This window comes from Brevibacterium aurantiacum (assembly GCF_007558825.1).
GTDB classification, from domain to species: Bacteria; Actinomycetota; Actinomycetes; order Actinomycetales; family Brevibacteriaceae; genus Brevibacterium; species Brevibacterium aurantiacum_A.
This window is the reverse complement of the sequence record NZ_VLTK01000015.1, coordinates 1-24,944: the sequence shown is the minus strand read 5'-3', so window position 1 is coordinate 24,944 and position 24,944 is coordinate 1. Positions and strand designations below refer to the sequence as shown.

Genomic DNA, 24,944 nt, shown 5'->3' with positions numbered 1-24,944 from the left:
GGACACAGATAGAACCGATAATCTTGGAGACATGATAACAAAGGTCATGAGCACGGTGCTGGGTGCCGGCTTCAGCGCGTTGAGCCTGGTGGCCCTGAGCGCCTGTTCGATGTCGGCCCCCGAACCTGTCGAGGACGAAACACTCGGATGCATGATCTCAGCCCCAGCCGGCTTCGACGACCATTCGGCCGGGGCACTGACCCTGGCAGAGACGGAGCTGGCGCGGTCTCACGGACTGCTCTCCGCGACATCGAGCCAGCGGGTGACCAACTCAGCGGCCACCTCGGCGGCGCTGACGAGGATGAACGATAAGGACTGCGCACTGACGACGGTGCTCGGACCCGGGGGTGCCGACGAACTGGAAGACCAGGCCAGAACCCACTCGAAGAACCTCTACCTGGGTGTGGCCAGCGGTCACGATGACTTCCCGGACAATGTGCTCAGCATTGACTTCGACCTCGTGCCGCCGGCCTTCATCGCCGGATACATTGCGGCAACGGCCAGCGAGTCGGGCGAGGTCGGCACGGTCGTGTCACGAGGGTTCCCGCAGGCGAAGAAGATACTCGACGCCTTCGACGCCGGGGTCGACCTCTACAACGACGAAGCCGATGAGGACGTCGAGCATGTGAAGTCCTTCCGGGAAACGGCAGTCGATGATCGGACTGTGGCCGATACCAGCGATGCGGGGAAGGACTTCTTCGACGCAGCCCATGATTCCGACGTCGACGTCGTCGTCCCCTTCGGGTCGTCGGCTGCGATGGGAGTGGTCACCGCGGCCACCGAGAAGCAGCAGGCTCTGACCACCGACGAGCCGAAGCCGGACGACAAGGGCAGCGATCCGATTCTGCCGAAGGTCATCTGGTATGGAGCACCAGGGGCCTTCAGCGACACGATCATCGCGACCATCGAACCTAACATCCGCAGGGGGCTGCGGAGCATGTTCCCCGAATGGCCGCAGAGCAAGAATCCCGACGAGGTGGCCGAAGCCTCGAAAGAGGATCCCACCGAGATGGGTGGATTCCTTGTTGCCGACCGCCGCTACAAGGGCACGATCGACAACGGCGGTGTGAGGGTCGCCGCCGAGGACGGTTTCCTCAGCCAGACTTCCGACGCAGGGCGCAGCATCGCCGATCTGCGGGAGCGGATCAAGAGCGGGGACATCGATCCAAGGAAATCCTGAGCACCGGAGTGAGGCATCGACGGCGGTGACATCGACGGCGGGGCACGTTTCGCACATCGTTCTTCCACGCTGATCCGATAAGCTGTGCGGGTGTTGAATAATCCCGCTGGTGTCGCAGCAGACGACCCGATCCTGCAGTTGCCCAAAGTCTCCCTCCATGATCACCTCGACGGTGGCCTTCGCCCCGCCACGCTGATCGAACTGGCCGCCTCTGTCGGCCACGAACTGCCCGCAACCGAACCGGATGCGCTGGCCAAGTGGTACCACGACTCCGCGAGCTCCGGTGATCTGGTCCGCTATCTCGAGACCTTCTCTCACACGGCTGCCGTGATGCAGAGTCGTGAGGGCCTGATGCGGGTGGCCAAGGAATGGGTCCTCGATCAGGTCGCCGACGGGGTGTTCTACGCTGAGGCACGCTGGGCTCCTGAGCAGCACCTGGAAGGCGGACTCGAACTCGATGAGGTCGTCGAAGCCGTTCAGGAAGGACTCGAAGCCGGAGTCATCGAAGCATCCTCCGACGGCAAGTTCATCCGCGTCGGCCAGATCATCACAGCCATGCGCCAGGCGGACAATTCCATGGCCATTGCAGAACTGGCCATCAGACACCGCGAGAAGGGATCCGAATCCGGAGTCGTCGGCTTCGACATCGCCGGCCCGGAGAACGGCTTCCCGCCCTCGGCGCACCTGTCCGCGTTCAACGCACTCCACCAGGCTTATGTGCCCGTGACGATCCACGCCGGTGAGGCTGCCGGCAAGGACTCGATCCACGAAGCACTCACCATCTGCCATGCCCAGCGCATCGGCCACGGTGCCCGCATCGTCGAGGACATGGATATCGTCGAAGGCGAAGGTCAGCTGGGCAGCCTGGCTGCCTGGGTTCTCGATCAGCAGATCCCGCTCGAGCTGTGCCCCAGTTCGAATCTGCAGACCGACATCGGCGGCACCATCGCCTCTCACCCGATCACCGGCCTCAAGGACTTGGGCTTCGCCGTCACCATCAACCCGGACAACCGACTGATGTCAGCGACGTCGGTCACGCGTGAGATGCGTCTGCTCGTCGATGAGGCCGGCTGGACGCAGACCGACCTCGAATGGGCGACCGTCAACGCTGTCACCGCGGCGTTCCTGCCACTCGATGTGCGCGAGCGCATGCTCGACGAGATCCTCATTCCAGGGTTCGCCCGGGTGAATATTTGAGTTCACGGGACAAGCGTTCGAACACACCCGACGGCTCCTCGCCGTCGGGTGGTTCATCGGCGTCGGGACGATCAACAGGCACGGGCGGTTCGTCGGCGTCTGACGGTCACGGTGTTCCCACCCCACGAGCGATGCTGCTGGTCGTTGTGGTTCTCGGGATTCAGGTGCTGGCCCTCCTGGGGTCCGCCCTGTCATTCATCCTCACCGCATTCAGCGCAGGAGCACTTGCAGGTTCACTGCTGGGACTGGCAGTCATGTTCCTCATCTTTGCTGCCGGCGTGGCCGCTGCAGCGCGCGGATCATGGAAACTGCATCGCTGGGCCCGGCCGGCGGCGATCGCATTCGAACTGCTCGTCATCGTCTTCGCCTTCAGCGTCATCGCCGGATCCCTGTGGCTCGGCCTGGCCTGCCTGGTCACGGCGCTTGCTGTGCTTCTGGGGTATTTCCTGCCCTCGGTCGTCGACGCTTACAATCGGGCACTCGAAGGCTGAGGCCTCAGACCTCGGTGCCGCATTCCCTCGAATCGTGTCAGGACGTTCGTCAGCCGCTGAGCCAGCGGCGCGAGCTCGACACCTAGCGCCTCGAACTCATCGAGGACTTGTGCGTCCCAGCCGGCGTCGGAATGATCGTTGGTCGCGAAGGCTTCATCGGCCGTGGGCCTGATCTGCCAGTCGATGGTTGCGTTGAGCATCCGGGCGTCGAGGGCATCTGCCGCCCCCGCTGCAATGGACGGGATTCCCTGACGTGCCTCGCCCGTGATGTGACACATCGGGCGAACAAGCTCTGCCAGCCGCCAGCCACCAGCTCAGGCGCTCGGCGGGTTCCACTTCTGTACGTTGGCGGCTTGGGCCGCCGTGACCTGTGCAGGCACGGCAGAGAAGATCGCATCTCGGATTCCGGACAGGAACGGTGACTGCATCTGGAAGATGGCACCGAGAATTCGAGACTTCGCTGCAATCGACTGACTGCGCCTCTTGCGCAGCCGGTCGTAGCGCCGCAGCTGAACGTCGACTACTCCTGCTGACGTCGACGTACCCGCTGAGCTCACCGAGTCCGCTGGGGACACTGGTCCCGACGAGTCCGCGATGACCGGTGCCAGCAGCGCGGTCAGCGTCGCTGCGTCCTCGAGGGCCTGACCGCCGCCCTGACCCAGATTCGGGGTCATCGCATGGGCCGCATCACCGAGGAGGACGACGTGTCCCCGGTGGTAGGTCGCCAGGGGAGTGGCCAGGTCTGAAATCGCTGTCCGCCGGATTCGGTCACTCGGCGTCGTGGCAATGAGATCAGCGATCGGTGCATGCCAGGAGGAGAACAGGTCCCGCACAGCCGCCTTCTCATCGGCGAAACTCGCGTGCTGGGGCATGTTCGCCACCGCAAACCAGTACACGCGCCCGTCCTTGAGCGGAGCGATGCCGAAGCGCAGGCCCCGCCCCACGGTCTCGCCAGCAGCTCCATCGAGGTCGACCGGGCGTTCGGTGATTCCACGCCAACACGAATATCCCGAATAGCGAGGTCCGATTCCGGACTCGACGGACTCTCTCACCTGGCTGTTGAGACCATCGGCACCGATGACGAGATCGAAGCGTTCCCCGGCGTCCGACTGTGCTTCTTCAGACTCCACGTCCGTCCCGGGCCGGATAGTCATCGTGGCCTCAATGCTCGCCGAGGTGACCAAGGCGTTGATGCGCACGGTTCCCTCAGCGAGGGCATCGAGCAGCATCCGATGCAGGTCGGCTCGGTCGACGATCCGCAGCTCTCCGACGCTGTCGGTGGGAAGGCGTGCGATCCAGCGTCCGTCGGGGCGTCGTTGGCCCGCAGCGAAGGACTCGGCCTGCCTGTCAGTGATCGCTGTGAACTGAGGGCCGAGGCCCAGAGATTCGAGAGCCCTGAGCCCATTGGCGAAGATGGACAGGCCCGAACCACCGGCACGCATGTCGGCGGACCTTTCGAACACGGTGACCTGTGCCCCGGCCCGCTGCAGCCCCACGGCGGCTGAGAGTCCGCCGATGCCTGCTCCGACGATCGCGATCCTCATGGGGTGGGGGCCTCTCATGCGACTTGGGAGATGTCTGCCTTACTGCTGAAGATACTCCCCGCAGGCCTCGGTGAGGAAGTCACCGGCGACTCCACCCTCTTGGTTGAGGCTGCTCGCGGTCTTCTGGATGCCCCACCAGACCTGAGGAGAGGCGCCCCACTGCTGACGGAAGTCCTCACGCTTATCGGGATCATCGGCCAGATCCTGTGCGGCCAGCGAGATTCGGTCCTGAGCGTCCTCGGCGGTGCAGCGAGCCTCATCATCAGGGCCCTTCGGATCGAGCTCCGGAATGTCATCGGAGTTCTTCGCCTTCAGTGTGTACGCGGATCCGCCGATCTCCTCAACGGTGAAGGTTCCCTGGATGAGCAGGAATGGTGACTTCTCGGTGTCGACGCTCTCGGCATCGACGGTGACGCTGACACTGTCCGGGGTGTCGGCGGTGATGGTCGCCTCACCCGAATCGGGAACGTCGGGGTTGCCGGTGTGGACGTAGACCTTGAGGTAGGCCTCGGACTTGTTCGCGGCCGCCTCGGCGAGACCCTGCCACAGGGGATCAGCGTCCTTCGCACCTCCGGGAGAGGAATCGACGATGGAGACCTTCGGGGCGTCATCGGGGGTCTCGACCGGAGTGACCTCCTCCTCGCTGACGGAGGGTCGCGGTTCGGGGCGGGTCTCCTCCGAGGTGGGAACGCAGGCTGTCATCGTGGCCAGCACTGCGGCGGTGGTCAGGAGGGCAAGAGAGCGAATTCGCATGGTTCCTCGTGAGGTGGTCGTCGTGGCGGTGCCGGACCCGGGGCCCGGTCTCGACTTCCAGCCTAATCCGAGAGGTCGCGCTCGCACCGGTGGACGCGCTGGCCTGGGCCCGATTGCTGGGGACGGATTGCTAGGGACGGATTGCTGGGGCCGAATTGCTCGGCTCGCATCGGGCTCGTGTGTTGTCTGCTGTCTACTGTGCTTGTGTCTACTGTGCTCGGTTCGGCATGAGATCGCTCAGGCTGACCTTCTGTTCTCCGGCTTCGTCGAAGTTGGCCTCATCGAGCCACTGCACATAGGCCGCGCGCAGACTGGGCCATTCGGTGTCGATGATGGAGAACCATGCGGTGTCGCGGTTGAGGCCCTTGATGACGAGGTGCTGTCGGAACAGACCTTCGAAGGTGAAGCCGAAACGCGTCGCTGCCTTCTTCGACGGGGCATTGCCGTTGTCGCACTTCCATTCGAAGCGCCTGTACCCACTGGCGAAGGCAAGGTCGGCGAAGGGGAAGAACGCCTCGGTGGCTCCTCGAGTCCGCGACAGGGCCGGTCCCCACAGGATGTTGCCGATCTCGATGACGCCGTTGTTCGTATCGATGCGCATCAGCGCCTGTCGCCCCTCGGCCCGCCCGGTGCTGCGGTCGACCACGGCGAAGAACAGCGGATCGGGCGATTCGGACGCTGTGTGAATCCACTCGTCGAAGTCCTCACGTGCTGTCTGCGGCATCTGCGGCAGGTACCGGAAACGCTCATCCGATCCGTCCGCCGAGGCTGCTGCGAAGAGCGAATCCGAATGCAGCCGGGGGTCGAGGGGCTCGAGATCGACATAGCGCCCGTGGATCGTCTCCCGCCGAGGTGGCTTGACCCCGGTCCAGTTCGTGAGGTTCGCGTCGGTCATGACATCTCCTTCTCGTTCGTCATTGAACTCTTCCTGCGATCGGTCTGCGTCTGCCCGAGTTCGCCCTGTGACAGGGGCTCAGCTCTCGTCGGCGTCGAATCCGGTCGAGAGCTGTCGCAGCAGTGAGGCGAGCTTGCGACGTCCTGCCGGAGTCAGGTCGCTGAGGATCTCACGCTCCTTGACCAGCAGGTCGGCAAGGGCGGAGTCGACCGTGGCGCGGCCATCGGCCGTCAACCGCACGAGCACACCTCGGCGATCTCCGGGGTCTGGCAGTCGTTCGACCCAGCCGGCGGTGACGAGTCGATCGATGCGGTTGGTCATGGTGCCGCTGGTGACCAGTGTCTCCTGCAGCAGAGTTGAGGGGGAGAGCTGATAGGGCTCACCGGAACGGCGCAGAGCGGAGAGCACGTCGAAGGCCCACCCCTCGATGTCGTAGTCGCTGAAGCTGGACTTCCGTGCCAAATCCAGTTGGCGGGCCAGCCGTGAGACGCGGGAGAGTATCTCCATCGGAGACACGTCGAGATCCGGGCGCTCGTGGCGCCACGCCGCGACAATCCGATCAACCTCGTCCATGTTTCGATTTTACGTCCAGATCAAGATTCTTTGTGCCAAAGATACTTTTTACCGAGATATTTCTTACTCATCGGCTGATTTGGCCTGCACGTTTGGATGGACGGGGCCACTTGGGAATAAAGTGGTCATGGTTGTTGCATCCGTCAACGCACCTGCGGGGCCAAAAGACCCGGCAGTAGAAACGAAGGAATACACGTGGATCTTTTCGAGTATCAAGCACGTGACCTGTTTGAGAAGCACGGAGTGCCCGTGCTCAAGGCTCAGGTCGCGACGACACCAGAAGCAGCGAAGAAGGCAGCCGAAGAACTCGGCGGCGGAGTAGTCGTCGTCAAGTCTCAGGTCAAGATGGGCGGCCGCGGCAAGGCCGGCGGCGTCAAGGTTGCAAAGAATCCTGAAGAAGCCGAAGCTCGCGCCAAGGACATCCTGGGTCTCGACATCAAGGGCCACATCACCGAAAAGGTGATGATCGCCGAAGGTGCAGACATCGCTGAAGAGTACTACTTCTCGGTTCTCCTCGACCGGTCCAACCGCACCTACTTGGCCATGTGCTCCAAGGAAGGCGGAGTGGAGATCGAGCAGCTCGCCGAGGAACGTCCGGAAGCGCTCGCCAAGATCCCAGTCTCTGCCATCGACGGAATCGATGCTGCGAAGGCCGAAGAGATCGCCAAGGAAGCAGGCTTCGACGCGGAGACCGCCGCCAAGGTTGCCCCCGTGCTGATGTCCCTGTGGACCGTCTTCGAGAAGGAAGACGCTTCCCTCGTTGAGGTCAACCCGCTGGTCAAGACCGGTGCTGGTGACATCATCGCGCTCGACGGAAAGGTGTCTCTCGATGAGAACGCCGACTTCCGCCAGCCTGAGCACGAGGAGCTGCGCGATGACAGCGCAGAGAACCCACTCGAGCTCAAGGCCAAGAAGCTCGACCTCAACTACGTCAAGCTCGACGGCGAAGTCGGAATCATCGGAAACGGTGCCGGGCTCGTCATGTCGACCCTCGACGTCGTCGCCTACGCCGGTGAGAAGCACAGCAACGTCAAGCCTGCCAACTTCCTCGACATCGGAGGCGGTGCCTCTGCTGAGGTGATGGCCAACGGGCTCGAGGTCATCCTCGGCGATGAGCAGGTCAAGTCAGTCTTCGTCAACGTCTTCGGCGGAATCACCGCCTGTGACGCAGTGGCCGACGGCATCGTCAAGGCTCTCGAGATCCTCGGCGACCAGGCCACCAAGCCGCTCGTCGTCCGCCTCGACGGAAACAACGTCGAAGAGGGACGTGCGATCCTCAAGGAAGCCGCGAACCCACTCGTCACTCTGACCGACACCATGGACGGTGGAGCCGATAAGGCCGCCGAACTGGCTGCTGCCAAGTAAGGAAAGGTCTTTACATAAATGTCTATCTTCCTGAATTCCGATTCGAAGATCATCGTCCAGGGCATCACTGGCGGCGAAGGAACCAAGCACACTGCGCGCATGCTCGCAGCAGGATCCAACGTCGTCGGCGGTGTCAACGCCCGCAAGGCCGGCACCACCGTCAAGCACAACAACAAAGACGGCAACGAAATTGAGCTGCCCGTCTTCGGATCAGTCGCCGAGGCGATGGAAGCCACCGGTGCCGACGTCTCCGTGGCCTTCGTGCCGCCGGCATTCTCCAAGGATGCGGCCATCGAAGCCGTTGACGCCAAGATCGGTCTGCTCGTCATCATCACTGAGGGCATCCCGGTCCAGGACGCCGCCGAAGTCTGGGCACGTGCTCAGGCCGCAGGCAATGCGACCCGCATCATCGGACCCAACTGCCCGGGCATCATCTCGCCAGAGGCATCGCTGGCAGGCATCATCCCTGCCAACATCACCAAGAAGGGCAAGCTCGGACTGGTATCCAAGTCCGGCACGCTGACCTACCAGATGATGTACGAACTGCGTGACCTCGGCTTCTCCACTGCCATCGGAATCGGTGGTGACCCGGTCATCGGCACCACGCACATCGATGCGCTCGAAGCGTTCGAGAATGATCCTGAGACCGAAGCCATCGTCATGATCGGCGAGATCGGCGGAGACGCTGAAGAGCGTGCTGCTGCCTACATCAAGGACAACGTGACGAAGCCGGTCGTCGGCTACGTTGCAGGCTTCACCGCTCCCGAGGGCAAGACCATGGGCCACGCCGGTGCCATCGTCTCCGGCTCCTCAGGTACCGCTACGGCGAAGAAGGAAGCCCTGGAGGCTGCAGGCGTGAAGGTCGGCAAGACCCCGACCGAAACCGCCGACCTCATGCGCGAACTCCTCGCCTGAGTCGTCTGAAGTATAGATTCGGCTGAAGCACAGTTTCGAAGCCCGTCTCCCTCAGGGGAGGCGGGCTTCGTGCATCTCCGGCACACTCGTCCTGCGGACTCCCACACGAACAATGACCCACGCGATGAGGACGGCGGCCAGCGGGAACGCTGCTCTCCACCCGGAAGACGCAAGCGACCAGAGGAGGAAAGGGACGAGTGCCAGGTTGGCGACGGTTGACACCCTGAGACCGAAGGCTCGAACGTAGGCGAGGATGCACAAGGTGTAGATGACGATGAATACTCCGCTGGCTGCGGCCAGCATATCGATGACCAGGGTCGGCTTCTGTTGGAGCAGCACCAGCGATATCGCGAAGCCGCAGCTCATGATCGTGATGGCGCGCCGCGGATTCAGCGCGTCGCGCCCAGCGACGCTGTGGGGGAGGATCCCGTCCCTGGCGGCAGAATCGATGACCAGTCCGACACCGCGGACCCAGGCGACCGAGTTGAGAAGCATCCCCACTACTCCGGATGCGGCGAGGACCAATGCGGCGGCGTCGCCGTAGGGAGTCGTGCGCAGCGCGTCGACGACCCCGGTGACCGGATCCGCTCTGGGTGTGAGGACGAGGACCGCGACGGTCAGTGAGGTGGTGAGGAGAAGCAGGAGACCCAGGCTCGTCAATGCGATGGGCATGAATTCTCGTTTGGGGTCGGGCAGATCCCGAGCCAGAAAGGTGAGGTTCTCGAAGCCGATGAAGGCCCAGAAGGCCACCATGAAACCGACGGGGACCAGCAAGACGTCTCCTCCGTCGGGGAAGATCTCGGGGACTCGCTGAGAATGGAGAGTCGACCACACGACCACTCCGGCCAGGGAGAGGATGAGGGCCACTGTCCCTATCCTCTCCACCTGGTGACCGACGTGTTTGCCCAGCAGGTTCGTCGCCACAGCGACTGCGAGGATCGCGATGGCAGTCACGCTCTCCGGCAGTGCTGATCCCGTGATGGCTGAGAGATTCCTGGCGGCCATCACCGATCCCGCCGGCAGACCGACGAGCACGACGATTCCGAACAGCAGCGGCACCATGTCTCCTGCCGTTCGGCCCAGGCCCGACCGCACCGTGTCTCGCAGCGGATCACGACTCTCGGGTCGACTCACCACAGTGTCCCTGAACAGACACAGCATAGGGACACATGCCAAGGCCGCGACGATCCACGTGAGTATTGCAGCGGAGCCGGTTTCGCTGATCACCGCCGCCGGAACTCCGATGAGGCCAGCGCCGACGACGGACGCCAGACCGGCGGCTACGCCGGTGATGCGCGAGGAGAGACGCGAGCTGAGCTGTTGGTGCATTGTCATATCTTCACTCAATCGCGAACACGGCGGATCGACGAGTGGCTGAAATGACATTCATCAACGGTTTCGAGACATCTGCGTTGTTGAGGGCCATACTGGATGACATGTGGACTGTGGCAGTACTGATCCGAGAGGGTATCTCGCTCTTCGAATTCGGGGTGACGGCGGAGGTTTTCGGAATCGACCGCTCAGAGGCTGGCCTGCCGCTCGTCGACTATCGGGTGTGCTCGGACGGCGGCCCGGGCCGGGTCGAATCGAAGCACCGGCCGTCGGTGTGCGTCGAATCGACACATGGTCTCGAGGGGCTCGCCGATGCCGATGTCGTCATCGTATCTGCGACGCTTCCATCGACCGGAAACTCGGCGGAACATCGAGCCATCAGGGAAGCGCATGCGAATGGTGCGCTCGTGGTGTCTCTGTGCAGCGGGGCCTTCATCCTCGCAGAGACCGGTGTCCTGGACGGATTGTCTGCAAGCACTCATTGGCTGTTCGAAGATGAGCTGGCCCGCAGGTTCCCACTGGTGGACGTCGTCAGTGCCAACCTCTTCACCGACACCGGCCGGGTCGTCACCGGGGCCGGTACAGCGGCGGCCATCGACACCTGCCTGCATGTTGTGAGACGAGAGCTGGGTGCGGCCGCGGCGAGCACGATCGCCAAACGGATGGTCACGGCACCGCTGCGACACGGCGGGCAGCAGCAGTTCGTCGATTGGCCCAGCCGTGTTGATGCGGCCGGCACTGATCGAGGGGACACTGGTCTGGCCGAGACCTTGGACTGGGCGAAGGCCCGTTTGGGCACGAACCTGGATCTTGCCGCATTGGCCGAACGTTCCGCGCTCTCTACGAGACAGCTGACTCGCAGATTCATTGCGCAGGTCGGAACCACGCCGCTCAAATGGGTGACTCATCAGCGGGTTCAGCGAGCGCAGGAGCTCCTCGAGAATACAGACCTGTCAATCGACCAGATCGGCCACGATGTGGGGTACGCCTCGGCAACACAATTGCGTGAACATTTTCGAGCGCTCGTCGGAACCACCCCCTCGGCCTACCGACAATCGTTCAATTTGGGGGCATAGTTCACCCGGCACCCGGGCTCGCTTTCCCTCCAGCCAGTTCAGCAGCCCGTCCTGCCAGCATCAAATCACCCCGTTGCCACGGGTGGTTTTGGAACGGACTGTGCGGGGTCGGCGCGGGAGGCTAATCTGAACGTGTGAATGATCAGACACCGATGTCCCAGAACCCATCGACCGGCCAGACGATGCCTCTCGACCGGGCAACGCCCCTCGACCCGCAGCCCGTCGACACCTCCCCTTCGGCTCATCCGCGCAACTTCGGCTCCGACAACTGGGCCGGCGCACACCCCGAAGTCATCGCCGCCATCACGGACGCCAATGTCGGACACACCCCCGGCTACGGTGGTGATCCCTGGACCGCGCGCTTCGGTGAAGTCATGAAGGGCCACTTCGGCCCCTCCGCCCAGGCGTTCCCGGTCTTCAACGGTACCGGTGCCAACGTCCTCGCGCTGCAGTCGGCGCTGCCCCGCTGGGGCGCCGTCATCACAGCAGCCTCCGCCCACATCAACTATGACGAAACCGGCGCACCGGAAAAGGTCGGCGGACTCAAGATCATCGGCGCAGCCACTCCCGATGGGAAGCTGACTCCTGAGATCATCGAAGGCGCGATCCTCGGCCGCGGCAACGAACACAACGCTCAGCCCTTGGCTGTGAGTATCTCGGAATCGACCGAATGGGGCACGACATACACGCCGGAGGAGATTCGCCAGATCGCCGACACGGCTCACAGGCTCGATATGATCCTGCATGTTGACGGTTCGCGTCTGGGCAATGCCGCGGCCTACCTGAACACTGAGCTCGGATCGCTGACGACGGCGACCGGCGTCGACATCATCAGCCTGGGCGGAACGAAGAACGGACTCCTCGGCGCCGAAGCGATCGTCGTCCTCAACCCCGACATCGGCCAGGGGATGAAGTTCCTGCGGAAGATGAACCTGCAGCTGTCATCGAAGATGCGCTTCCTCTCCGCCCAGCTGGGCGCCCTCTACGAAGGTGACCTGTGGCGCACCTCCGCGAATCATGCCAACGGCATGGCCCAGCGATTGGCAGATGGCCTCGCCGAGGCGATCTCCACCGGCCGTGCACCCGAAATCTCGATCGTGGCGAAGACCGAATCCAACGTCGTCTTCGTGCACATGCCTGAGGAGGTCGCAGCACGAGCTCGGCAGAAGTTCGCCTTTGCCGACTGGCCCATGGCCAAGAACGTCGTGCGCCTCATGTGTGCCTTCGACACCGCTGCCGAAGACGTCGACGATCTCATCGCGGCCATCGTCGGGCCCTGACCCTCAGCTTGCTCACCGGCTGGTAGGTGTTGCGTGGGAGGGAGTGAGGGTGCGGCGGCACCTACGCCTTCTTGTCGGCCTTGACAGAGACGACGGGGACGTCAGCGTCGAGGATGATGCGCTGGGCAGTCGAGCCCATGATGAGTTTGCCGACGGGGGAGCGGCGACGCGATCCGATCACGATCATGCGGGTGTCTTCGGTCGCCTCGGCGAGGGCGAGGAGTTCCTCAACGGGGTCATTGCCGCGCAGGAACTGCAGGATCTCATGGGAGACCTTTGATGAGCGCAGCGCCTCTTTGAGCTCGTCCATGTCCTGATTCGTCGCGACACCGCGTTCGTCGGGGGTCTCTCCGATGCCGGCGTTGAGCACGATCACGGTGTCATCGAAGGCCTTCGCCTGATCGATGCCGAACGTGACGGCAGCCTTGCCTTCGGGTGAGGGGGAATAACCGACGAGGATTGTCATGATCTCTCCTGATGCGACACTGGATGAAGCTCTCTCAATTAGTAGCACATCTGCGTGCTGCGACGCTCCTAAGTCTGCCCCAACCTGCACGTAGCTCCGTCTCAACCTGCACAGCAGATCTGTGTGGAACGGTCGTTCCCGGTGGTGGCGCATCCGCGACTGAAGCAGGGGCTCAGTCCGACTAGACTGTTCGAATGCCTTCTACCCTCCTGTCTCCGGATTCTCCTGCCCGCCACCGCAGTCAGGATCTGCTGGAGCAGTTTCCCGAGCTCGCTGCAGTTCCGGGATTCCCACAGGCAAGGATCCTCACCGAGTATGTCCTGGGGCGACGCAGCGGAGAGCTCGACGTCTCCGGGCGTGCAACGGACGGAACATTCGTGGACGCCGAGGCGGTCGTGAGACTTCCGCACGAGGTCCTCATCGTCGATGACGGCCAGGGACTGCAGTCGCGGCTGCTGAGCGAGATCGTACCTGTGCGCACGTACAACGACCGGGTGGACGAAGCACGCGCCGTCGCCGAGGTGGCAGATCAGGCCAGCCCCATCGACGATCTCGCTGTCTTCGCCCCGGAAGCGGAAGAAGTCTGGGCGATCGTTAACGCACCGAAGGCCACCCAAGCGTTGGCCGAGACGATCGCTGCCGTCCAGGCCCACGTGACCACGATCATCGTCATCGGTCGCAGCGATTCGATGAGCCGAGCCGTGAACAAGGAATTGGCGCGTGGCTTCGCCCGCGTCGACGTCTCTCCAGGTGTCGGCAAGCACCGCATGATCATCGGCAGCCGGACGCTGTCATCACCGAGCCTGCCGAGCTTCCCCAGGCACAGCAGAATCGATCATCCGGCCACAGGTCCGCTGCAGGTCAGGGCCCACGGAGCCTGCTTCTCCGGGGTCAAAAGCGATGAGGGCTCGGCAGCGCTGCTCACGGCGCTAGCGGCCGAATCTGGCCCCGCCGAGGCCCAGTCCTCCGAGACTCAACTCGCCGAGGCAGGTCCTGGTTTCCCGAACTCGGTCGTTGATCTCGGATGTGGGAACGGATGGCTGCTCACAGCTGCGATGCAGGTCACGGCGGCTAAGAAGGGGACCGGCGTGGACGTATCGAAGGCGGCGGTCGCCTCGGCGAGGGAAACCGCTGAGGCGAACGGACTCGAGGTCGAGGCCATCCTCGCCGATGCCACGGATGTACAGGCTCTGACTGGTTCAGACTCTTCGGTGCGCATCGGCGGGCACGATCTCATTCTGCTCAACCCGCCCTTCCACCAGGGTACGACCATCGAGACTGACACCGCTGCCGGACTCATGCGCACAGCGGCCGAGCTGCTGGCACCCGACGGGCGGGTCTTCACGGTCTACAACTCCCACCTGCACTACCGCGAGACCTTGGAACGCGTCATCGGTCCCAGCGAACAGGTCGCTCGCACCAGCAAGTTCACCGTCGTCTGCAGCCTCAGACGCGGCTGAGCTCACGCGATCGATCACTCATGTCTGGTCGGTGCCTTCCGGCACCGCATCTCCGGGTACGACGAGCCCAGACTCGTAGGCGAGGACGACAAGCTGTGACCGGTCACGTGCTCCAAGTTTGCCCAACAGACGGCTGGCGTAGGTGCGCGCAGTCTCCGGGCTGATGAACAGGCTGGCACCGACCTGCTGGTTCGACTCCCCGCGACCGATGCGTGCCAGAACCTCCCTCTCGCGATCGGTGAGCGCCTCGAGCAGCTCGGGTCGTGGCATCGCCTTCTGCCCGGCGTTCAATCGTCGCAGCACCGTATTGGTCACCGACGGGGAGAGGAGAGAATCACCGCCGGCGACCGAGCGGATGGCCGAGCGCAGATCGGCCGGTCTGATGTCCTTGAGGAGGTAGCCGCTGGCGCCGACCTGGATGGCGGACACGATGTCCTCATCGTCGTCGAAGGTCGTGAGCATGACGACCTTCGTGGAATTGAGCCCAGGGTCTCCGGTGATGAGCCTCGTCGCCGTGATCCCATCCATCACGGGCATCCTGATGTCCATGAGCACGACATCGGGACCCAGCTGTCGCACGAGGCCGAGCCCTGCTCGACCATCTGCCGCCTCGGCGACGACCTCGATATCGCCATCGCTGACGGCCAATTGGCGCAGTCCGGTGCGCACGAGTTCCTGATCGTCGACAAGCAGGATGGAGATCATGAGTCGATCCTCCTCGGCAGCGTGGCGTGCAGGGTGAAGCCCCGATTCGGGGCGGATCGAGTGCTGAGTTGTCCGCCGAGGAGGCGCACCCTCTCGCTCATCCCCGTGAGTCCGTGTCCTCCCGTGCTCTCCTCTCCGAGCGTGGCAGCGGAGGCGGCTCCAGTTCCGTCGTCGACGACTGTCACCGTGACGTCGTCATCGCTGAGTCCGATCTCGACGCTGACAGCCGTGGCCGAGGCATGTCGGAGCACGTTCGTGAGTCCCTCCTGAACGACGCGGAAGATCACCGTCTCGACAGGGGAGGGCACCTGGCCGGGTGAGAATCCGACCGTTGATGAGACCGAGATCCCCATGGACCTCGCCTGTTCGAGGAGAGTCTCAATGCCGTCGATGCCGAGGCTGGTGCGGGTCGTTTCGTCCTCGGAGCGCAGGAGACGGACCATGGATCGCAGATCGCTCAGTGACTCTCCGGCTTCGGCGCGAACGCGGTCAAGGGCCTTTGCTGCCTCCGAACTCTCCTGACCACCCTGTTCGATCGCCTCGATGCCGACCGCAGCATGAAGTGAGATGACCGAGAGCTTGTGCCCAAGCGTGTCGTGGAGGTCGCGGGAGAGCTGCAGTCTCTCGTGCTGGAGCTGTCTCTCGGATTCCTTGCGCAGGTGCTCGTCCTGGAGACGGAGCAGCTGGGTGTGTTGGTCGAGAAAGCGTCGGTGGGTGGCCACAGCATGTCCGAGGGCAATCGCCGCGGCGATGAGTGCGATCGTTGAGATCGACTCGGCGCCGAGAAGACGACCGAGCGGAAGCGAATCATCACGAATCCGAAAGGCGGTCGACACAAGGAACACCACGGCTCCCGAAACGACGGCGAATCGGGTCAGCCCCACCTCGGCGACGGAGAAGAGCGCAGCGACCACGGGCAGAGCGACCCCGATCGGGACGAGGTCGAGGCTGTAGTAGGCGAAGGTCCCCAGGACGCTGAGGACGACGACGGTCCTCGGCAGTCCGCGCCGCAGAAGGAGCACAGCGCCGAACCCGAGCGCGAAGACGAATGGCAGCGACCGCAACGGTGTCCCTGCGTCGATCTGTGCCAGTGCAATGATGGCTGCCAGCGACACTGTCACCACAACGGCGAGAATGGCCTCGGTTCTTCGCGGTCCCATGATCCCAGCATAGAGTCGTCTCACCTCAGTGGGCACCGCTGGAAGCGCCCGGCAATGTCGCTTCTCGACGTACGGGACGGTCCTCAGAACTCGACGCCGGTCGCGCGTGTGAGCCGATTCGGCCGGATGTCTAATGACCCTAATCTCGAAGAATGAAGTATCTTCGCGAACTCAAATGGCCTCTGCTCATCATTCTCGGGTTGCTCGGCCTCGTCCGTCCCGTGGCGCGTATCGCCCTCGAGAGCTCCGGGCTTCCCACTCAATCCATTGCTCTCGGACTGACGGCGCTCGTGACACTGGTATGGGTGCTGGCCCTAGGGCTGTCTCGGTCGGCGAACCCGCTCCTCAGCGGGGGCATCGTCGGACTCGTCTACGCCCTCGGTGCCATCATCCTCAGCGGCATTCTGTCCCCGATTCTGCTGGGCCACCTCGAGGGGCCTCTGGCACAGCCGCTGGCCATCATCCCCATGCTGGTGACGAACGCTGTCTGGGGTGTCATCGCCGGGGGAATGGCACTGCTCGTCCGCCGTCTGCGGTGGGGAACCTGGACTCTGAATCGACTCGGACAGTGACCGGGAAAGAAGCCCGCCGAGGTGCTCGGCTCTGGGCGTGTGTCATCGGTCTGATGATGCTCGGGTTCATTGGAGGAGTCCTCGCCATGATCATCGTCAACGACCTCATAGCAGGGATCTGGCAGGAAGCGCTGCTGGTCATTGCCCCGGTGAGCCTCCCTGTCGGTGCGCTCGCCGGAGCCGGTTTGGCAGGTGGCTTCGGGTACAGACGGCTGACCCGCCGGAGCTGAAGTCAGCCGTCTGCAGCGCCTGAGCCCGCTGTGCCGAATCGACGTGTCAACACCGAGGCTGTGGCCCCGACACCTGCCGTGGCGACCTCGTCCGGCCGGCCGGAGGCCACGACGTGACCGCCGTCGGGACCGGGTCCAGGGCCCATGTCGATGAGCCAATCGGAGCCGGCGGCCAGCTCCATATTGTGATCGGCGATGAGGATCGTATCGCCTTCGTCGACAATCTGGCGGAAGAGCTTCCCCAGCACCCGAGCATCACTGGGGTGCAGGCCGTTGGCCGGCTCATCAAGGATGAATAGTGAGCGCTCACGTCGCTTCCTGGCCCGCATCACCGCGGCCAGCCGCAGCCGCTGCGCCTCACCGCCGGACAGCGTCGCCGAGGACTGGCCGAGCAGCAGCCCGCCGAGGCCGACCCTCTGCAGGACCTCGAAATGGGCGACGAGTCCCAGCCGTTCGGCGAATTCCGTCGCCGCCGCATCGATCGACAGATCGAGGACATCCGCGATGGTCAGTTCTTCGACCGTGACCTCGAGGGTCTCCTCGGTGAACCGGCGGCCCTCGCATTCGGGACAGGTGCCGCTGGAGGCCGGCAGGTGGACGAGATCGATGGTGATGATGCCCAGGCCCTCACAGCGCGGGCATCGTCCCCGGGCGGTGTTGAAGGAGAACTGTGAGGCGGTGAAGCCACGACTGCGCGCCGGATCGGTCTTCGCGAACAGGCTGCGGATCTTGTCGAAGATGCCCAGATAGGTGCCGATGACCGATCGCGGGGACCGGCCGATGGTGGACTGATCGAAGCTGACCACCCGGTCGAAGACCTCGAGCCCGGCAGCATCTGCCTCGGCAAGATCTCCTCCCTCACCGCCACCACTAGTGCTGCTGCGCCGGGGTATCGTCTTCGGCTCCTCCTCACCGTCGAATGGGGAGGCTCCAGCGGCTCTGGCCAGTGTTGCCACCGATCGCAGCACCGAGCTCTTACCCGCCCCGGAAACTCCTGTCAGGGTCGTGAGACCGCCGATGGGAAAGGACAGCGCCAGAGCGCGGAGGTTGTTCGCCGACAGACCGGTGCACCGAGCCCAATCACCGAATTCCTGAGGTGCTCGCCAAGGTTCGCTGGGAGCCTCATTGCGCAGGCGGACAGCGGTTGAGCTCTTCCCGTCGAGTGCCTCGGCGACGGGGCCGGAGAACATCAGCTGCCCTCCCCGGGCACCACCACCGGGACCGAGTTCGATGACCCAGTCGCACCGGCGCACCAGCTCCATATCGTGTTCGACGAGGATGACCGTGTTGCCGGCATCGCGCAGAGCCTCAATATGGGTGAAGAGGTGATCGGTGTCCTTGGGGTGCAGTCCGGTGGAGAGTTCGTCGAAGACGTAGACCATGCCGTGCAGACCGCTGTGCAGATGTGCCGCCAAGCGCAGTCGCTGCAGCTCGCCGGGGGAGAGGGTGGCCGCCGAGCGGTGAGGTGGGAGATAGCCGACGCCGAGGTTGTCGATGACCGACGTACGTTTGTCGAGTTCGTCGAGGAGGACCTGGGCCGCCTCATCGGTGGCGTTGGAGAACCGTTTCGCGCCATTGTGGCCACGGTCGAGGTCGAAGGAGATGGCCGCGTGGAGGGAGACGGCCACATCGGTGAGACTGCGTGTGGCCACCTCGGCGATATTGGCGCCGCCGATCATCACCGACAGAGCTGCCGGATTGATGCGGCTGCCATTGCAGTCGGGGCAGAGTTCGTTGCTGAGGTACTCCTCCGTGCGTGCCCTGACCGTCTCACTGCCGGTCGTGATCATCGTGTCGAGCAGATATCTGCGGGCACTGCGGAATTTGCCCGTGTAGCCGCGGGAGATGTATTCGCGCAGATCCTCCGGCCTGACAGTGACAGACGGGGTGTCTTCGGTGGTCAGAAGCCAGTCGCGGGTCTTGGCGGGAAGACTGTTCCAGGGGGCGTCGATGTCGATGCCCATGGTTTCGACGAGGTGTTTGAAGTTTCGTCCCAGCCAGCCTCCCGGCCAGGCGGCGATGGCGCCCTCGCGAATGGTCAGCGACTCGTCGGGTACGGCTGCGTTGAGGTCGAGGTCATGGATGCTGCCCTTCGCCGCGCACGTCGGACAGGCGCCCTCGACGGTGTTGGGCGAGAAAGCAGAAGCAAGCAGTCGACCCTGGTTCGCGGGGTAGTCGCCGAAGCGGGAGAACAGCACCCGCAGCAGATCAGAGACCTGTGACAGGGTGCCCACGCTCGAATTCTCCGGGGGAGTCGACACAAGCTGTTTCACTGCAATTGCGGCGGGAAGGCCCGTGATCCGGTCGACCTGGGGCGCAGAGACTGCGCCGAGGAGGTGACGAGTGAACGGGGAGACCGATTCGAGGTAGCGGCGCTGGGCTTCGGCGTAGATGGTGTCGAAGGCCAACGACGACTTGCCCGAGCCCGATACACCGCAGATGCCGATGAGCTTCCTGTGCGGCAGAGTGACGGAGAAACCGGACAGGTTGTGCTCGCGAGCGCCGACGACGCCGATCTCTTCGGTCATGAAATAGCCACTTCCTCTCGTCCGGGTGCAGCGATGAAGCTGCACCCGGACCAGGCTACGCGGTCAGCGGTTCGCTCGGTGGGCGCGCCACGTGCTGATCTGATCCCAGATGACGATGGCCCAGATTGCGATCACTGTGATGATCTGCTGCACTTCGGCGCCCGAAGGGGACGTGAGATCCGGGTGCAGCACCTGCTGTGTCAGCAGGGCGATCGTGAGGAAGACGGCCATCGCGACGTCGAGGATCGCTCCGGTGAGTACCACGGCTGTTTTCGCTGATGAGCGAACCAGCTTCACCACCTCGACGATGGCCATGAGCGCGAGGAATCCCCAGTATCCGAGGAACCATCCGAATCCCAGTTCCGGATTGATGAATGGCTCGTCATTGTTGAGATGGCCGACGTAGAACAAGGAGGTGGGCACGAGCGGAAGGAGAGCCAGAAGGACGATGAAGACCAGGTTCAGGACCGACTCGGCGCGGATCTGCTTTGCCTTCGCATCCGTCGCCCGCAGCTGATCGACTGACCAGCCCTTCTTCACACCGGCGATCTTATCTGCTGCACCTGCGCTCATATCCCTGTCGCCGAGGGCGAAGAGGATCGTGATTGTGGCGAAGGCCGTGAGCAGCGCGATGACCGTATTGCCGACGAGCTGACCGATGAGCGCCCCGATCTGGACCTCATCGTTGGTGGCGATGAACGCGATTGAGTTCGTCACGGCCGCGGCCACGGCGACGAGCGGAAGCACCCAGCGTATCGCCCAGATGAAGACCGGGTAGGACTTCGGCCCGATGAGATGCTGTGGCGAATTCGTGTATTCCCGGGAGAGCTGGGCCGGATCGCCGAGCTCTTCGAGCACCTCACGTTCGGCAGCAGCGGTCTGCTCGTCGGCAGGATGGTCCAAGCCGCCGAGGCGGTCTTCGATCATGTCGTCGATTGTGGCCTTGATCTCTGCCGCGATGTCACCTCGGGAGTCCTCCGGGAGATGGCCGACCACATTGTCGACGTAGATGGTGGTGAGCGTACTCATGGTGTTCCTTCTTTCCAGAGTTTCGTAATGCTGGTGTTGAGTTCCAGCCATTGTGAGTGGAGTGCTGCGGCGACTTCGGCCCCGCTGGTGGTGACGCTGTAGTACTTGCGTGGACGCGCTTGTTCGGTGTTCCACTCGGCACTGAGCAGCCCTTGTTTCTCAAGTCTTCGCAGCAGGGGGTAGAGAGTGTTGGCTTCTGTGGCGATGCCGGCTTCGGTGAGAGTCGTCAGCAGCGAGTACCCGTACTGCGGCTGACGGCAGGCAACGAGACTGGCGAAGACGACGGTGCCTCGTCTCAACTCTTGTTCGTGTGTCGCCAGTGCCTGTTCTTCATCCTCGTTCATGTTTCACACAATAGTGTGCGTTACACACTATTGCAACAGGCAGTACATAGTGTGAGGCCAAAGTTCGGTGAAGAGGTGAGGTGAAGCGCGAGAATCTGCAGGAGCCTCGTGGTGAAACCAGCTCGAAATGTTTGCGCTCTGCCCGAAATCCAGGCGAAATGTCCCTGGGCTAGCCTGTGCTCAAGAGCGAGACCACTGCGATAGGGATGGCGATGAGCGAATCGGCAATGACCTCGGTGAATACGACTCATCGAGTCGACGGAATGAACTTCTATACACGCAAGTGGGTTCGCCCGGAGGACCTCAATGCGAACGGCTCGCTCTTCGGAGGAAGCCTGCTGAAATGGATCGACGAGGAAGCTGCGATCTACGCGATCATTCAGCTCGGCAGCCACAGCGTGGTCACGAAGCTCATCTCCGAGATCAACTTCGTAGCTTCGGCTCGCCAAGGGGATCTCATCGAGATGGGCCTCGTCGCAACTCGTTTCGGCAGCACGTCACTGACGATGCGAGCTCAGGTGCGCAATATGATCACGCGCAAGTCCATTCTGAGCATCGACAGAATCGTCTTCGTCAGCGTAGGGGAGACGGGGCAGCCAGACCCTCACGGCTATTCATCGATCACCTATGAGCGCGATCGCATGCCCGTCCTCTAGTCGGCCAGATCCAGCGTCGGAGTCGGACGGCGGAAGCCGCGAGTGACGAAGGCGAGGTAGCCGATGCCGAGGGCCAGCCAGATCGCCCCGATGAGCAGCGTTCTCGGTGACAGGCTCGTCCACAGCCACAGGGTGAGGCAGAAGCCGATGCCGGGCAGCACGATGTAGTTGGCGATCGCGCTCGATCCGCGACGCTTCCCATCGATGACGAAGTGTTTGATGACCGAGAGGTTGACAGCCGAGAACGCGATGAGTGCGCCGAAGCTGACCATCTCGGAGATGAATCCGAGGTCGGCCGCCAGCGCGAACAGCGACACGACTCCGACCGCGAGTGTTGCGAAGATCGGGGTGTGGAAGCGTGGTGAGAGACGTCCGAAGAGCCGATTGGGCAGAACACCGTCGCGGCCCATCGCGAAGAGGATGCGCGAGACCGAGGCCTGAGAAGTCAGCGCGGAACCGCAGGCGCCGGCGACGTAGGCGGCAGTGAAGAAGGTCGTGAGGAACTCACCGCCTGCTGCACTCATGACGTCGAGAGCGCCCGACTCGACGTCGGCGAAGTCATTCGACGGGTAGACGAGTTGAGCGAGGAATGAGAGCGCGATATAGATCAGACCGCCTGTGACAGTGGCGATGACAATGGCACGAGGCACGCTGCGCTTGGCGTCCTTGGCCTCCTCTGACAGAGTCGAGACCGCATCGAAGCCGAGGAACGACAGGCACAGGATTGCGGCACCTGCCATGACGTTGCCGAAGCCGGGCGCACTGCCGTCGCCGGTGAAGGGTGCCGAGAGGTCAACCGTGCCCGAGCCCGACATCGACGCGATGCCGAGCGCCGCGAAGGTGACGATGAAGATCGCCTGGGCGGCAATGATGACGATGTTCGCACGGGCGACAGAGACGATGCCGATGACATTGAGAACAGTGACCAGGACTATCGCGGTGAGTACGAAGGCCCAGGCGGGGATCATGGGGAAGGCCGCGGACAGATAGATGCCGATGACGAGGTAGTTGATCATCGGCAGGAAGAGGTAGTCCAGCAGGAGCGCCCAGCCGGCAACGAATCCGATGCCCGCCCCGAAGCTATTCTGCGTGTACGTGTAGGCGGACCCGGAAAATGGGAGCTCGTGAGCCATCTTTGCGTATGACCTGGCGGTGAAGACCATCGCGAGGAGAGTGATCACGTACGCCAGCGGCACCCTGCCGCCGCTGACCTGAGTGACGATGCCATAGGTCGTGAAGACGGTCAGAGGCACCATGTAGACGAGGCCGAAGAGCACCAGAGAGGGAACCCCGAGCGCTCGACGGAGTTGTCCTTCGCCACCGTGAGATTCCTCGCCTCTGTGGGCCGTGTTGGCGTCGTGTGAGCGGGACATGGTGGTCCTTTCTCTCAGATCGATGAATGCACGGCAACGCCGCCGAGGTAGGTGGTGCGAACAGCTGTCACCGCGAGTTCCTGCGGTGACAGATGCCGGGGGTCGTGGTCGAATCTGATGAGATCGGCGCTCGCCCCGGGGCGGATCTCGCCCCAGACCACGGGGCAGGTATCGGCGAAGGCCTGGTACGCGACTGCGGTCGAATAGGTGTCGAGAGCGCGGTCGATGTCGACGATCTCCTCCGGTGTCCAACCCCCGGCAGGTTCGCCCGCATCGTTCTGACGGCTCGTGCCGATCGCCAGCCCCTCGACGGGTGTGCCCGAGGTGCACGGCCAGTCTGAGCCGAAGGAGAGACGCCCGCCGAGCTCGAGGATGCTGCGCATCCGATACTGATTCGAGGCCCGAGACTCGCCGAGGCGGGGCACAGTGAGCACGGTCATGAGGTCATCGAGCTGTGCCCACAACGGCTGCATGTTCGCGATGACCCCGATTTCGGCGAAGCGGGAGAGGTCCGCCGAATCGACGAGCTGGGCATGGGCGATGACCGGCCGGCGGTCGCGTGGTCCGTTGGCCGCGATGGCGGACTCGATGGCATCAAGCGCCTGGCGCACAGCAGCGTCGCCGATGGCATGGATGTGGACCTGGAAGCCGGCGGCGTCGACGGCACGAACCGCCTCGGCCAGTGTCTCGCCTTCCCAGACCCGGAGGCCGTGGTTGTGCAGAGACGAACAATAGGGTTCGAGCAGCGACCCGGTCTCATTCTCGACGACGCCATCGGCGAAGAACTTCACAGTGTGCGCGCTCAGCAGCGGGTCGCCGTGCTCCTCAACGCGCCTCCTGGCCTCGACCATGGCAGGCAGTTGCGCGGAGAAGTGGCGTGGGTCCGCATAGAGAGCGAGGTTGAACCGAAGCGTGAGTCGACCAAGAGTCGAGGCTGCGATGTAGGTCTCGATATCGGCCGGTTCGACCCAGGCATCCTGTACCCATGTGACCCCTCGTTCGAGGTAGTAGTCTGCTGCTCGTTCGAGCGCGCGCAGCCGGACGGCTTCGTCCAGCGGCGGACGCACTGCGTCGACGAGATCGACGGCACCCCATTCCCGCAGTGTTCCCAGGGGCGAGCCGTCTCCTCGGCGGGGGATCTCGCCCAGTTCAGGTTCGGGAGTCTCCGCGGTGATGCCTGCGAGTTCGAGGGCCCGGGAATTGCACCAGACCGTGTGATAGTCCCAGGCACGCAGCACCACGGGTCGGTCCGCGACTGCCTCGTCGAGCCAACGCGAGTCGAAAAGTCCACCGTCGACAAGGCTGCCGGCATAGGAGGCGCCAGTGATCCACTCGATTTCGGGATGGGCCTGGGCAAAGCGGCGCACCTCGGCCACGATCTCATCGACGCTGGAACACGTTCGCACCTGCGGTCCCTCCGCCTCGAGTCCTCCGAAGATGGGATGGGCGTGACCATCGCCGAAGGACGGCATGAGGAAACCGCCGTCGAGGTCGACCTGGTCGAGGGTGTCGTCGGAGTCAGATGCTGTGTCGAGAGCGGCCAAATGCCGGTCCACATCGGCAGAACCCACAGCTGCGACGACTCCGTCGTGGACGAGGAGAGCATCCGCGGTGTCGACTCCTGCGCCTCGCCAGATGGTGCCGTTGTGGAAGTGCGTCGATGCCAATTCGGCCGTCCTCTGTCTCACTGCGTGTCGTCCCTGACCCCGTATTTTCGTACGAACACTGTTCGTTATTGTGACTGAGAACACGATACACTTCGTGTGGAATCAGGGGAAGGGGGGGTGCCCCTATATTTATTGGTAGGCCCCGAACAGGGC

At 63.3% G+C, this 24,944-nt stretch carries 25 protein-coding genes; 11 read left to right on the top strand and 14 right to left on the bottom strand.

The window, feature by feature from the left end:
* Nucleotides 1-31: 31 nt before the first annotated feature.
* The 3 genes from FO013_RS19175 (at nucleotide 32) to FO013_RS19165 (ending at nucleotide 2,868) form a co-directional block, all read left to right on the top strand.
* Nucleotides 32-1,180 (top strand): BMP family ABC transporter substrate-binding protein, encoded by a 1,149-nt coding sequence (locus FO013_RS19175; RefSeq protein WP_260848278.1) that lies wholly within the window; start codon nucleotides 32-34, stop codon nucleotides 1,178-1,180.
* Nucleotides 1,181-1,270: 90 nt separating this feature from the next.
* Nucleotides 1,271-2,377, top strand: a complete 1,107-nt coding sequence (locus tag FO013_RS19170) for an adenosine deaminase (RefSeq protein ID WP_143924165.1) — start codon at nucleotides 1,271-1,273, stop codon at nucleotides 2,375-2,377.
* Nucleotides 2,374-2,868: a hypothetical protein gene (locus tag FO013_RS19165; protein ID WP_260848277.1), complete on the top strand. Its 495-nt coding sequence runs from the start codon at nucleotides 2,374-2,376 to the stop codon at nucleotides 2,866-2,868. Before FO013_RS19170 ends, FO013_RS19165 begins: the two co-directional genes overlap by 4 nt.
* Here the strand turns inward: FO013_RS19165 and FO013_RS19160 are convergent.
* The 5 genes from FO013_RS19160 to FO013_RS19140 all read right to left on the bottom strand — a co-directional run bounded on the left by FO013_RS19160 (nucleotide 2,844) and on the right by FO013_RS19140 (nucleotide 6,633).
* Nucleotides 2,844-3,146 carry a hypothetical protein gene (locus FO013_RS19160; protein WP_143924164.1) on the bottom strand — a complete coding sequence of 101 codons (303 nt, stop codon included), beginning with the start codon at nucleotides 3,144-3,146 and terminating at the stop codon, nucleotides 2,844-2,846. The genes FO013_RS19165 and FO013_RS19160 overlap by 25 nt on opposite strands.
* 36 nt (nucleotides 3,147-3,182) lie before the next feature.
* Nucleotides 3,183-4,412 carry an FAD-dependent monooxygenase gene (locus tag FO013_RS19155; protein ID WP_143924163.1) on the bottom strand — a complete coding sequence of 410 codons (1,230 nt, stop codon included), beginning with the start codon at nucleotides 4,410-4,412 and terminating at the stop codon, nucleotides 3,183-3,185.
* Nucleotides 4,413-4,451: 39 nt separating this feature from the next.
* Nucleotides 4,452-5,165: a hypothetical protein gene (locus FO013_RS19150; RefSeq protein ID WP_143924162.1), complete on the bottom strand. Its 714-nt coding sequence runs from the start codon at nucleotides 5,163-5,165 to the stop codon at nucleotides 4,452-4,454.
* A 208-nt stretch (nucleotides 5,166-5,373) separates the two neighbouring features.
* Nucleotides 5,374-6,060, bottom strand: coding sequence for a GNAT family N-acetyltransferase (locus tag FO013_RS19145; protein ID WP_143924161.1), 687 nt, complete (start codon nucleotides 6,058-6,060; stop codon nucleotides 5,374-5,376).
* Nucleotides 6,061-6,138: 78 nt separating this feature from the next.
* On the bottom strand, nucleotides 6,139-6,633 hold the full coding sequence (locus tag FO013_RS19140) for a MarR family winged helix-turn-helix transcriptional regulator (RefSeq protein ID WP_143924160.1): 495 nt from the start codon (nucleotides 6,631-6,633) through the stop codon (nucleotides 6,139-6,141).
* A gap of 195 nt (nucleotides 6,634-6,828) precedes the next feature.
* Between FO013_RS19140 and sucC the strand changes: the two genes are divergently transcribed.
* Nucleotides 6,829-7,998, top strand: coding sequence for an ADP-forming succinate--CoA ligase subunit beta (gene sucC / locus FO013_RS19135; RefSeq protein ID WP_143924159.1), 1,170 nt, complete (start codon nucleotides 6,829-6,831; stop codon nucleotides 7,996-7,998).
* Nucleotides 7,999-8,016: 18 nt separating this feature from the next.
* A complete protein-coding gene (gene sucD, locus FO013_RS19130) occupies nucleotides 8,017-8,913 on the top strand; it encodes a succinate--CoA ligase subunit alpha (RefSeq protein WP_143924158.1) in 897 nt (298 codons plus the stop codon).
* 51 nt (nucleotides 8,914-8,964) lie between these two features.
* Here the strand turns inward: sucD and FO013_RS19125 are convergent, their stop codons facing one another.
* Entirely contained in the window at nucleotides 8,965-10,248 is a 1,284-nt protein-coding gene (locus tag FO013_RS19125; RefSeq protein WP_186293210.1) for an APC family permease, read from the bottom strand.
* 101 nt (nucleotides 10,249-10,349) lie between these two features.
* Between FO013_RS19125 and FO013_RS19120 the strand changes: the two genes are divergently transcribed.
* Both FO013_RS19120 and FO013_RS19115 read left to right on the top strand, forming a co-directional pair.
* Complete coding sequence (locus FO013_RS19120; protein ID WP_143924156.1) at nucleotides 10,350-11,321, top strand: GlxA family transcriptional regulator; 972 nt, start codon at nucleotides 10,350-10,352, stop codon at nucleotides 11,319-11,321.
* Between the two features lie 134 nt (nucleotides 11,322-11,455).
* Nucleotides 11,456-12,601: a threonine aldolase family protein gene (locus FO013_RS19115; protein WP_143924155.1), complete on the top strand. Its 1,146-nt coding sequence runs from the start codon at nucleotides 11,456-11,458 to the stop codon at nucleotides 12,599-12,601.
* A gap of 61 nt (nucleotides 12,602-12,662) precedes the next feature.
* Here FO013_RS19115 and FO013_RS19110 read toward each other — a convergent pair whose 3' ends face one another.
* The gene (locus tag FO013_RS19110; protein ID WP_143924154.1) at nucleotides 12,663-13,067 is read right to left on the bottom strand and encodes a universal stress protein; all 405 of its coding nucleotides are present in this window, start codon (nucleotides 13,065-13,067) and stop codon (nucleotides 12,663-12,665) included.
* 194 nt (nucleotides 13,068-13,261) lie between these two features.
* Between FO013_RS19110 and FO013_RS19105 the strand changes: the two genes are divergently transcribed.
* A complete protein-coding gene (locus FO013_RS19105) occupies nucleotides 13,262-14,527 on the top strand; it encodes a class I SAM-dependent methyltransferase (RefSeq protein WP_143924153.1) in 1,266 nt (421 codons plus the stop codon).
* An 18-nt stretch (nucleotides 14,528-14,545) separates the two neighbouring features.
* Here FO013_RS19105 and FO013_RS19100 read toward each other — a convergent pair whose 3' ends face one another.
* Together FO013_RS19100 and FO013_RS19095 are read right to left on the bottom strand one after the other, a co-directional pair.
* Entirely contained in the window at nucleotides 14,546-15,232 is a 687-nt protein-coding gene (locus FO013_RS19100; RefSeq protein ID WP_143924152.1) for a response regulator transcription factor, read from the bottom strand.
* Nucleotides 15,229-16,392, bottom strand: a complete 1,164-nt coding sequence (locus FO013_RS19095; RefSeq protein ID WP_143924151.1) for a sensor histidine kinase — start codon at nucleotides 16,390-16,392, stop codon at nucleotides 15,229-15,231. Before FO013_RS19095 ends, FO013_RS19100 begins: the two co-directional genes overlap by 4 nt.
* Nucleotides 16,393-16,544: 152 nt before the next feature.
* On the opposite strand from FO013_RS19095, the gene FO013_RS19090 reads away from it, so the two are divergent.
* Together FO013_RS19090 and FO013_RS19085 are read left to right on the top strand one after the other, a co-directional pair.
* Nucleotides 16,545-16,964, top strand: coding sequence for a hypothetical protein (locus tag FO013_RS19090; RefSeq protein WP_143924150.1), 420 nt, complete (start codon nucleotides 16,545-16,547; stop codon nucleotides 16,962-16,964).
* A complete protein-coding gene (locus FO013_RS19085) occupies nucleotides 16,961-17,194 on the top strand; it encodes a hypothetical protein (RefSeq protein WP_143924149.1) in 234 nt (77 codons plus the stop codon). The genes FO013_RS19090 and FO013_RS19085 overlap by 4 nt, the downstream gene beginning before the upstream one ends.
* A gap of 2 nt (nucleotides 17,195-17,196) precedes the next feature.
* Here the strand turns inward: FO013_RS19085 and FO013_RS19080 are convergent, their stop codons facing one another.
* The 3 genes from FO013_RS19080 to FO013_RS19070 all read right to left on the bottom strand — a co-directional run bounded on the left by FO013_RS19080 (nucleotide 17,197) and on the right by FO013_RS19070 (nucleotide 21,095).
* On the bottom strand, nucleotides 17,197-19,722 hold the full coding sequence (locus FO013_RS19080; protein WP_143924148.1) for an excinuclease ABC subunit UvrA: 2,526 nt from the start codon (nucleotides 19,720-19,722) through the stop codon (nucleotides 17,197-17,199).
* 63 nt (nucleotides 19,723-19,785) lie between these two features.
* Nucleotides 19,786-20,751, bottom strand: a complete 966-nt coding sequence (locus FO013_RS19075; RefSeq protein WP_143924147.1) for an HAAS signaling domain-containing protein — start codon at nucleotides 20,749-20,751, stop codon at nucleotides 19,786-19,788.
* Complete coding sequence (locus FO013_RS19070) at nucleotides 20,748-21,095, bottom strand: PadR family transcriptional regulator (RefSeq protein WP_096145910.1); 348 nt, start codon at nucleotides 21,093-21,095, stop codon at nucleotides 20,748-20,750. Before FO013_RS19070 ends, FO013_RS19075 begins: the two co-directional genes overlap by 4 nt.
* Nucleotides 21,096-21,307: 212 nt before the next feature.
* Between FO013_RS19070 and FO013_RS19065 the strand changes: the two genes are divergently transcribed.
* Nucleotides 21,308-21,751 carry an acyl-CoA thioesterase gene (locus FO013_RS19065; protein WP_395950019.1) on the top strand — a complete coding sequence of 148 codons (444 nt, stop codon included), beginning with the start codon at nucleotides 21,308-21,310 and terminating at the stop codon, nucleotides 21,749-21,751.
* Here FO013_RS19065 and FO013_RS19060 read toward each other — a convergent pair.
* Together FO013_RS19060 and FO013_RS19055 are read right to left on the bottom strand one after the other, a co-directional pair.
* A complete protein-coding gene (locus FO013_RS19060) occupies nucleotides 21,748-23,124 on the bottom strand; it encodes an APC family permease (RefSeq protein WP_135447681.1) in 1,377 nt (458 codons plus the stop codon). The genes FO013_RS19065 and FO013_RS19060 overlap by 4 nt on opposite strands.
* 14 nt (nucleotides 23,125-23,138) lie before the next feature.
* Entirely contained in the window at nucleotides 23,139-24,812 is a 1,674-nt protein-coding gene (locus FO013_RS19055) for an amidohydrolase (RefSeq protein WP_260848276.1), read from the bottom strand.
* Nucleotides 24,813-24,944: the final 132 nt, after the last annotated feature.

Bases quoted from the DNA above. Each gene is read 5' to 3' on its own strand.
- FO013_RS19100 (WP_143924152.1), bottom strand. From the start codon at position 15,232: ATGATCTCCATCCTGCTTGTCGACGATCAGGAACTCGTGCGCACCGGA.
- FO013_RS19090 (WP_143924150.1), top strand. From the start codon at position 16,545: ATGAAGTATCTTCGCGAACTCAAATGGCCTCTGCTCATCATTCTCGGG.
- sucD (WP_143924158.1), top strand. From the start codon at position 8,017: ATGTCTATCTTCCTGAATTCCGATTCGAAGATCATCGTCCAGGGCATC.
- FO013_RS19065 (WP_395950019.1), top strand. From the start codon at position 21,308: ATGAGCGAATCGGCAATGACCTCGGTGAATACGACTCATCGAGTCGAC.
- FO013_RS19095 (WP_143924151.1), bottom strand. From the start codon at position 16,392: ATGGGACCGCGAAGAACCGAGGCCATTCTCGCCGTTGTGGTGACAGTG.
- FO013_RS19120 (WP_143924156.1), top strand. From the start codon at position 10,350: ATGTGGACTGTGGCAGTACTGATCCGAGAGGGTATCTCGCTCTTCGAA.
- FO013_RS19105 (WP_143924153.1), top strand. From the start codon at position 13,262: ATGCCTTCTACCCTCCTGTCTCCGGATTCTCCTGCCCGCCACCGCAGT.
- FO013_RS19080 (WP_143924148.1), bottom strand. From the start codon at position 19,722: ATGACCGAAGAGATCGGCGTCGTCGGCGCTCGCGAGCACAACCTGTCC.
- FO013_RS19060 (WP_135447681.1), bottom strand. From the start codon at position 23,124: ATGTCCCGCTCACACGACGCCAACACGGCCCACAGAGGCGAGGAATCT.
- FO013_RS19150 (WP_143924162.1), bottom strand. From the start codon at position 5,165: ATGCGAATTCGCTCTCTTGCCCTCCTGACCACCGCCGCAGTGCTGGCC.
- FO013_RS19140 (WP_143924160.1), bottom strand. From the start codon at position 6,633: ATGGACGAGGTTGATCGGATTGTCGCGGCGTGGCGCCACGAGCGCCCG.
- FO013_RS19070 (WP_096145910.1), bottom strand. From the start codon at position 21,095: ATGAACGAGGATGAAGAACAGGCACTGGCGACACACGAACAAGAGTTG.
- FO013_RS19160 (WP_143924164.1), bottom strand. From the start codon at position 3,146: ATGTGTCACATCACGGGCGAGGCACGTCAGGGAATCCCGTCCATTGCA.
- FO013_RS19110 (WP_143924154.1), bottom strand. From the start codon at position 13,067: ATGACAATCCTCGTCGGTTATTCCCCCTCACCCGAAGGCAAGGCTGCC.
- FO013_RS19145 (WP_143924161.1), bottom strand. From the start codon at position 6,060: ATGACCGACGCGAACCTCACGAACTGGACCGGGGTCAAGCCACCTCGG.
- FO013_RS19175 (WP_260848278.1), top strand. From the start codon at position 32: ATGATAACAAAGGTCATGAGCACGGTGCTGGGTGCCGGCTTCAGCGCG.
- FO013_RS19125 (WP_186293210.1), bottom strand. From the start codon at position 10,248: ATGACAATGCACCAACAGCTCAGCTCGCGTCTCTCCTCGCGCATCACC.
- FO013_RS19155 (WP_143924163.1), bottom strand. From the start codon at position 4,412: ATGAGGATCGCGATCGTCGGAGCAGGCATCGGCGGACTCTCAGCCGCC.
- FO013_RS19075 (WP_143924147.1), bottom strand. From the start codon at position 20,751: ATGAGTACGCTCACCACCATCTACGTCGACAATGTGGTCGGCCATCTC.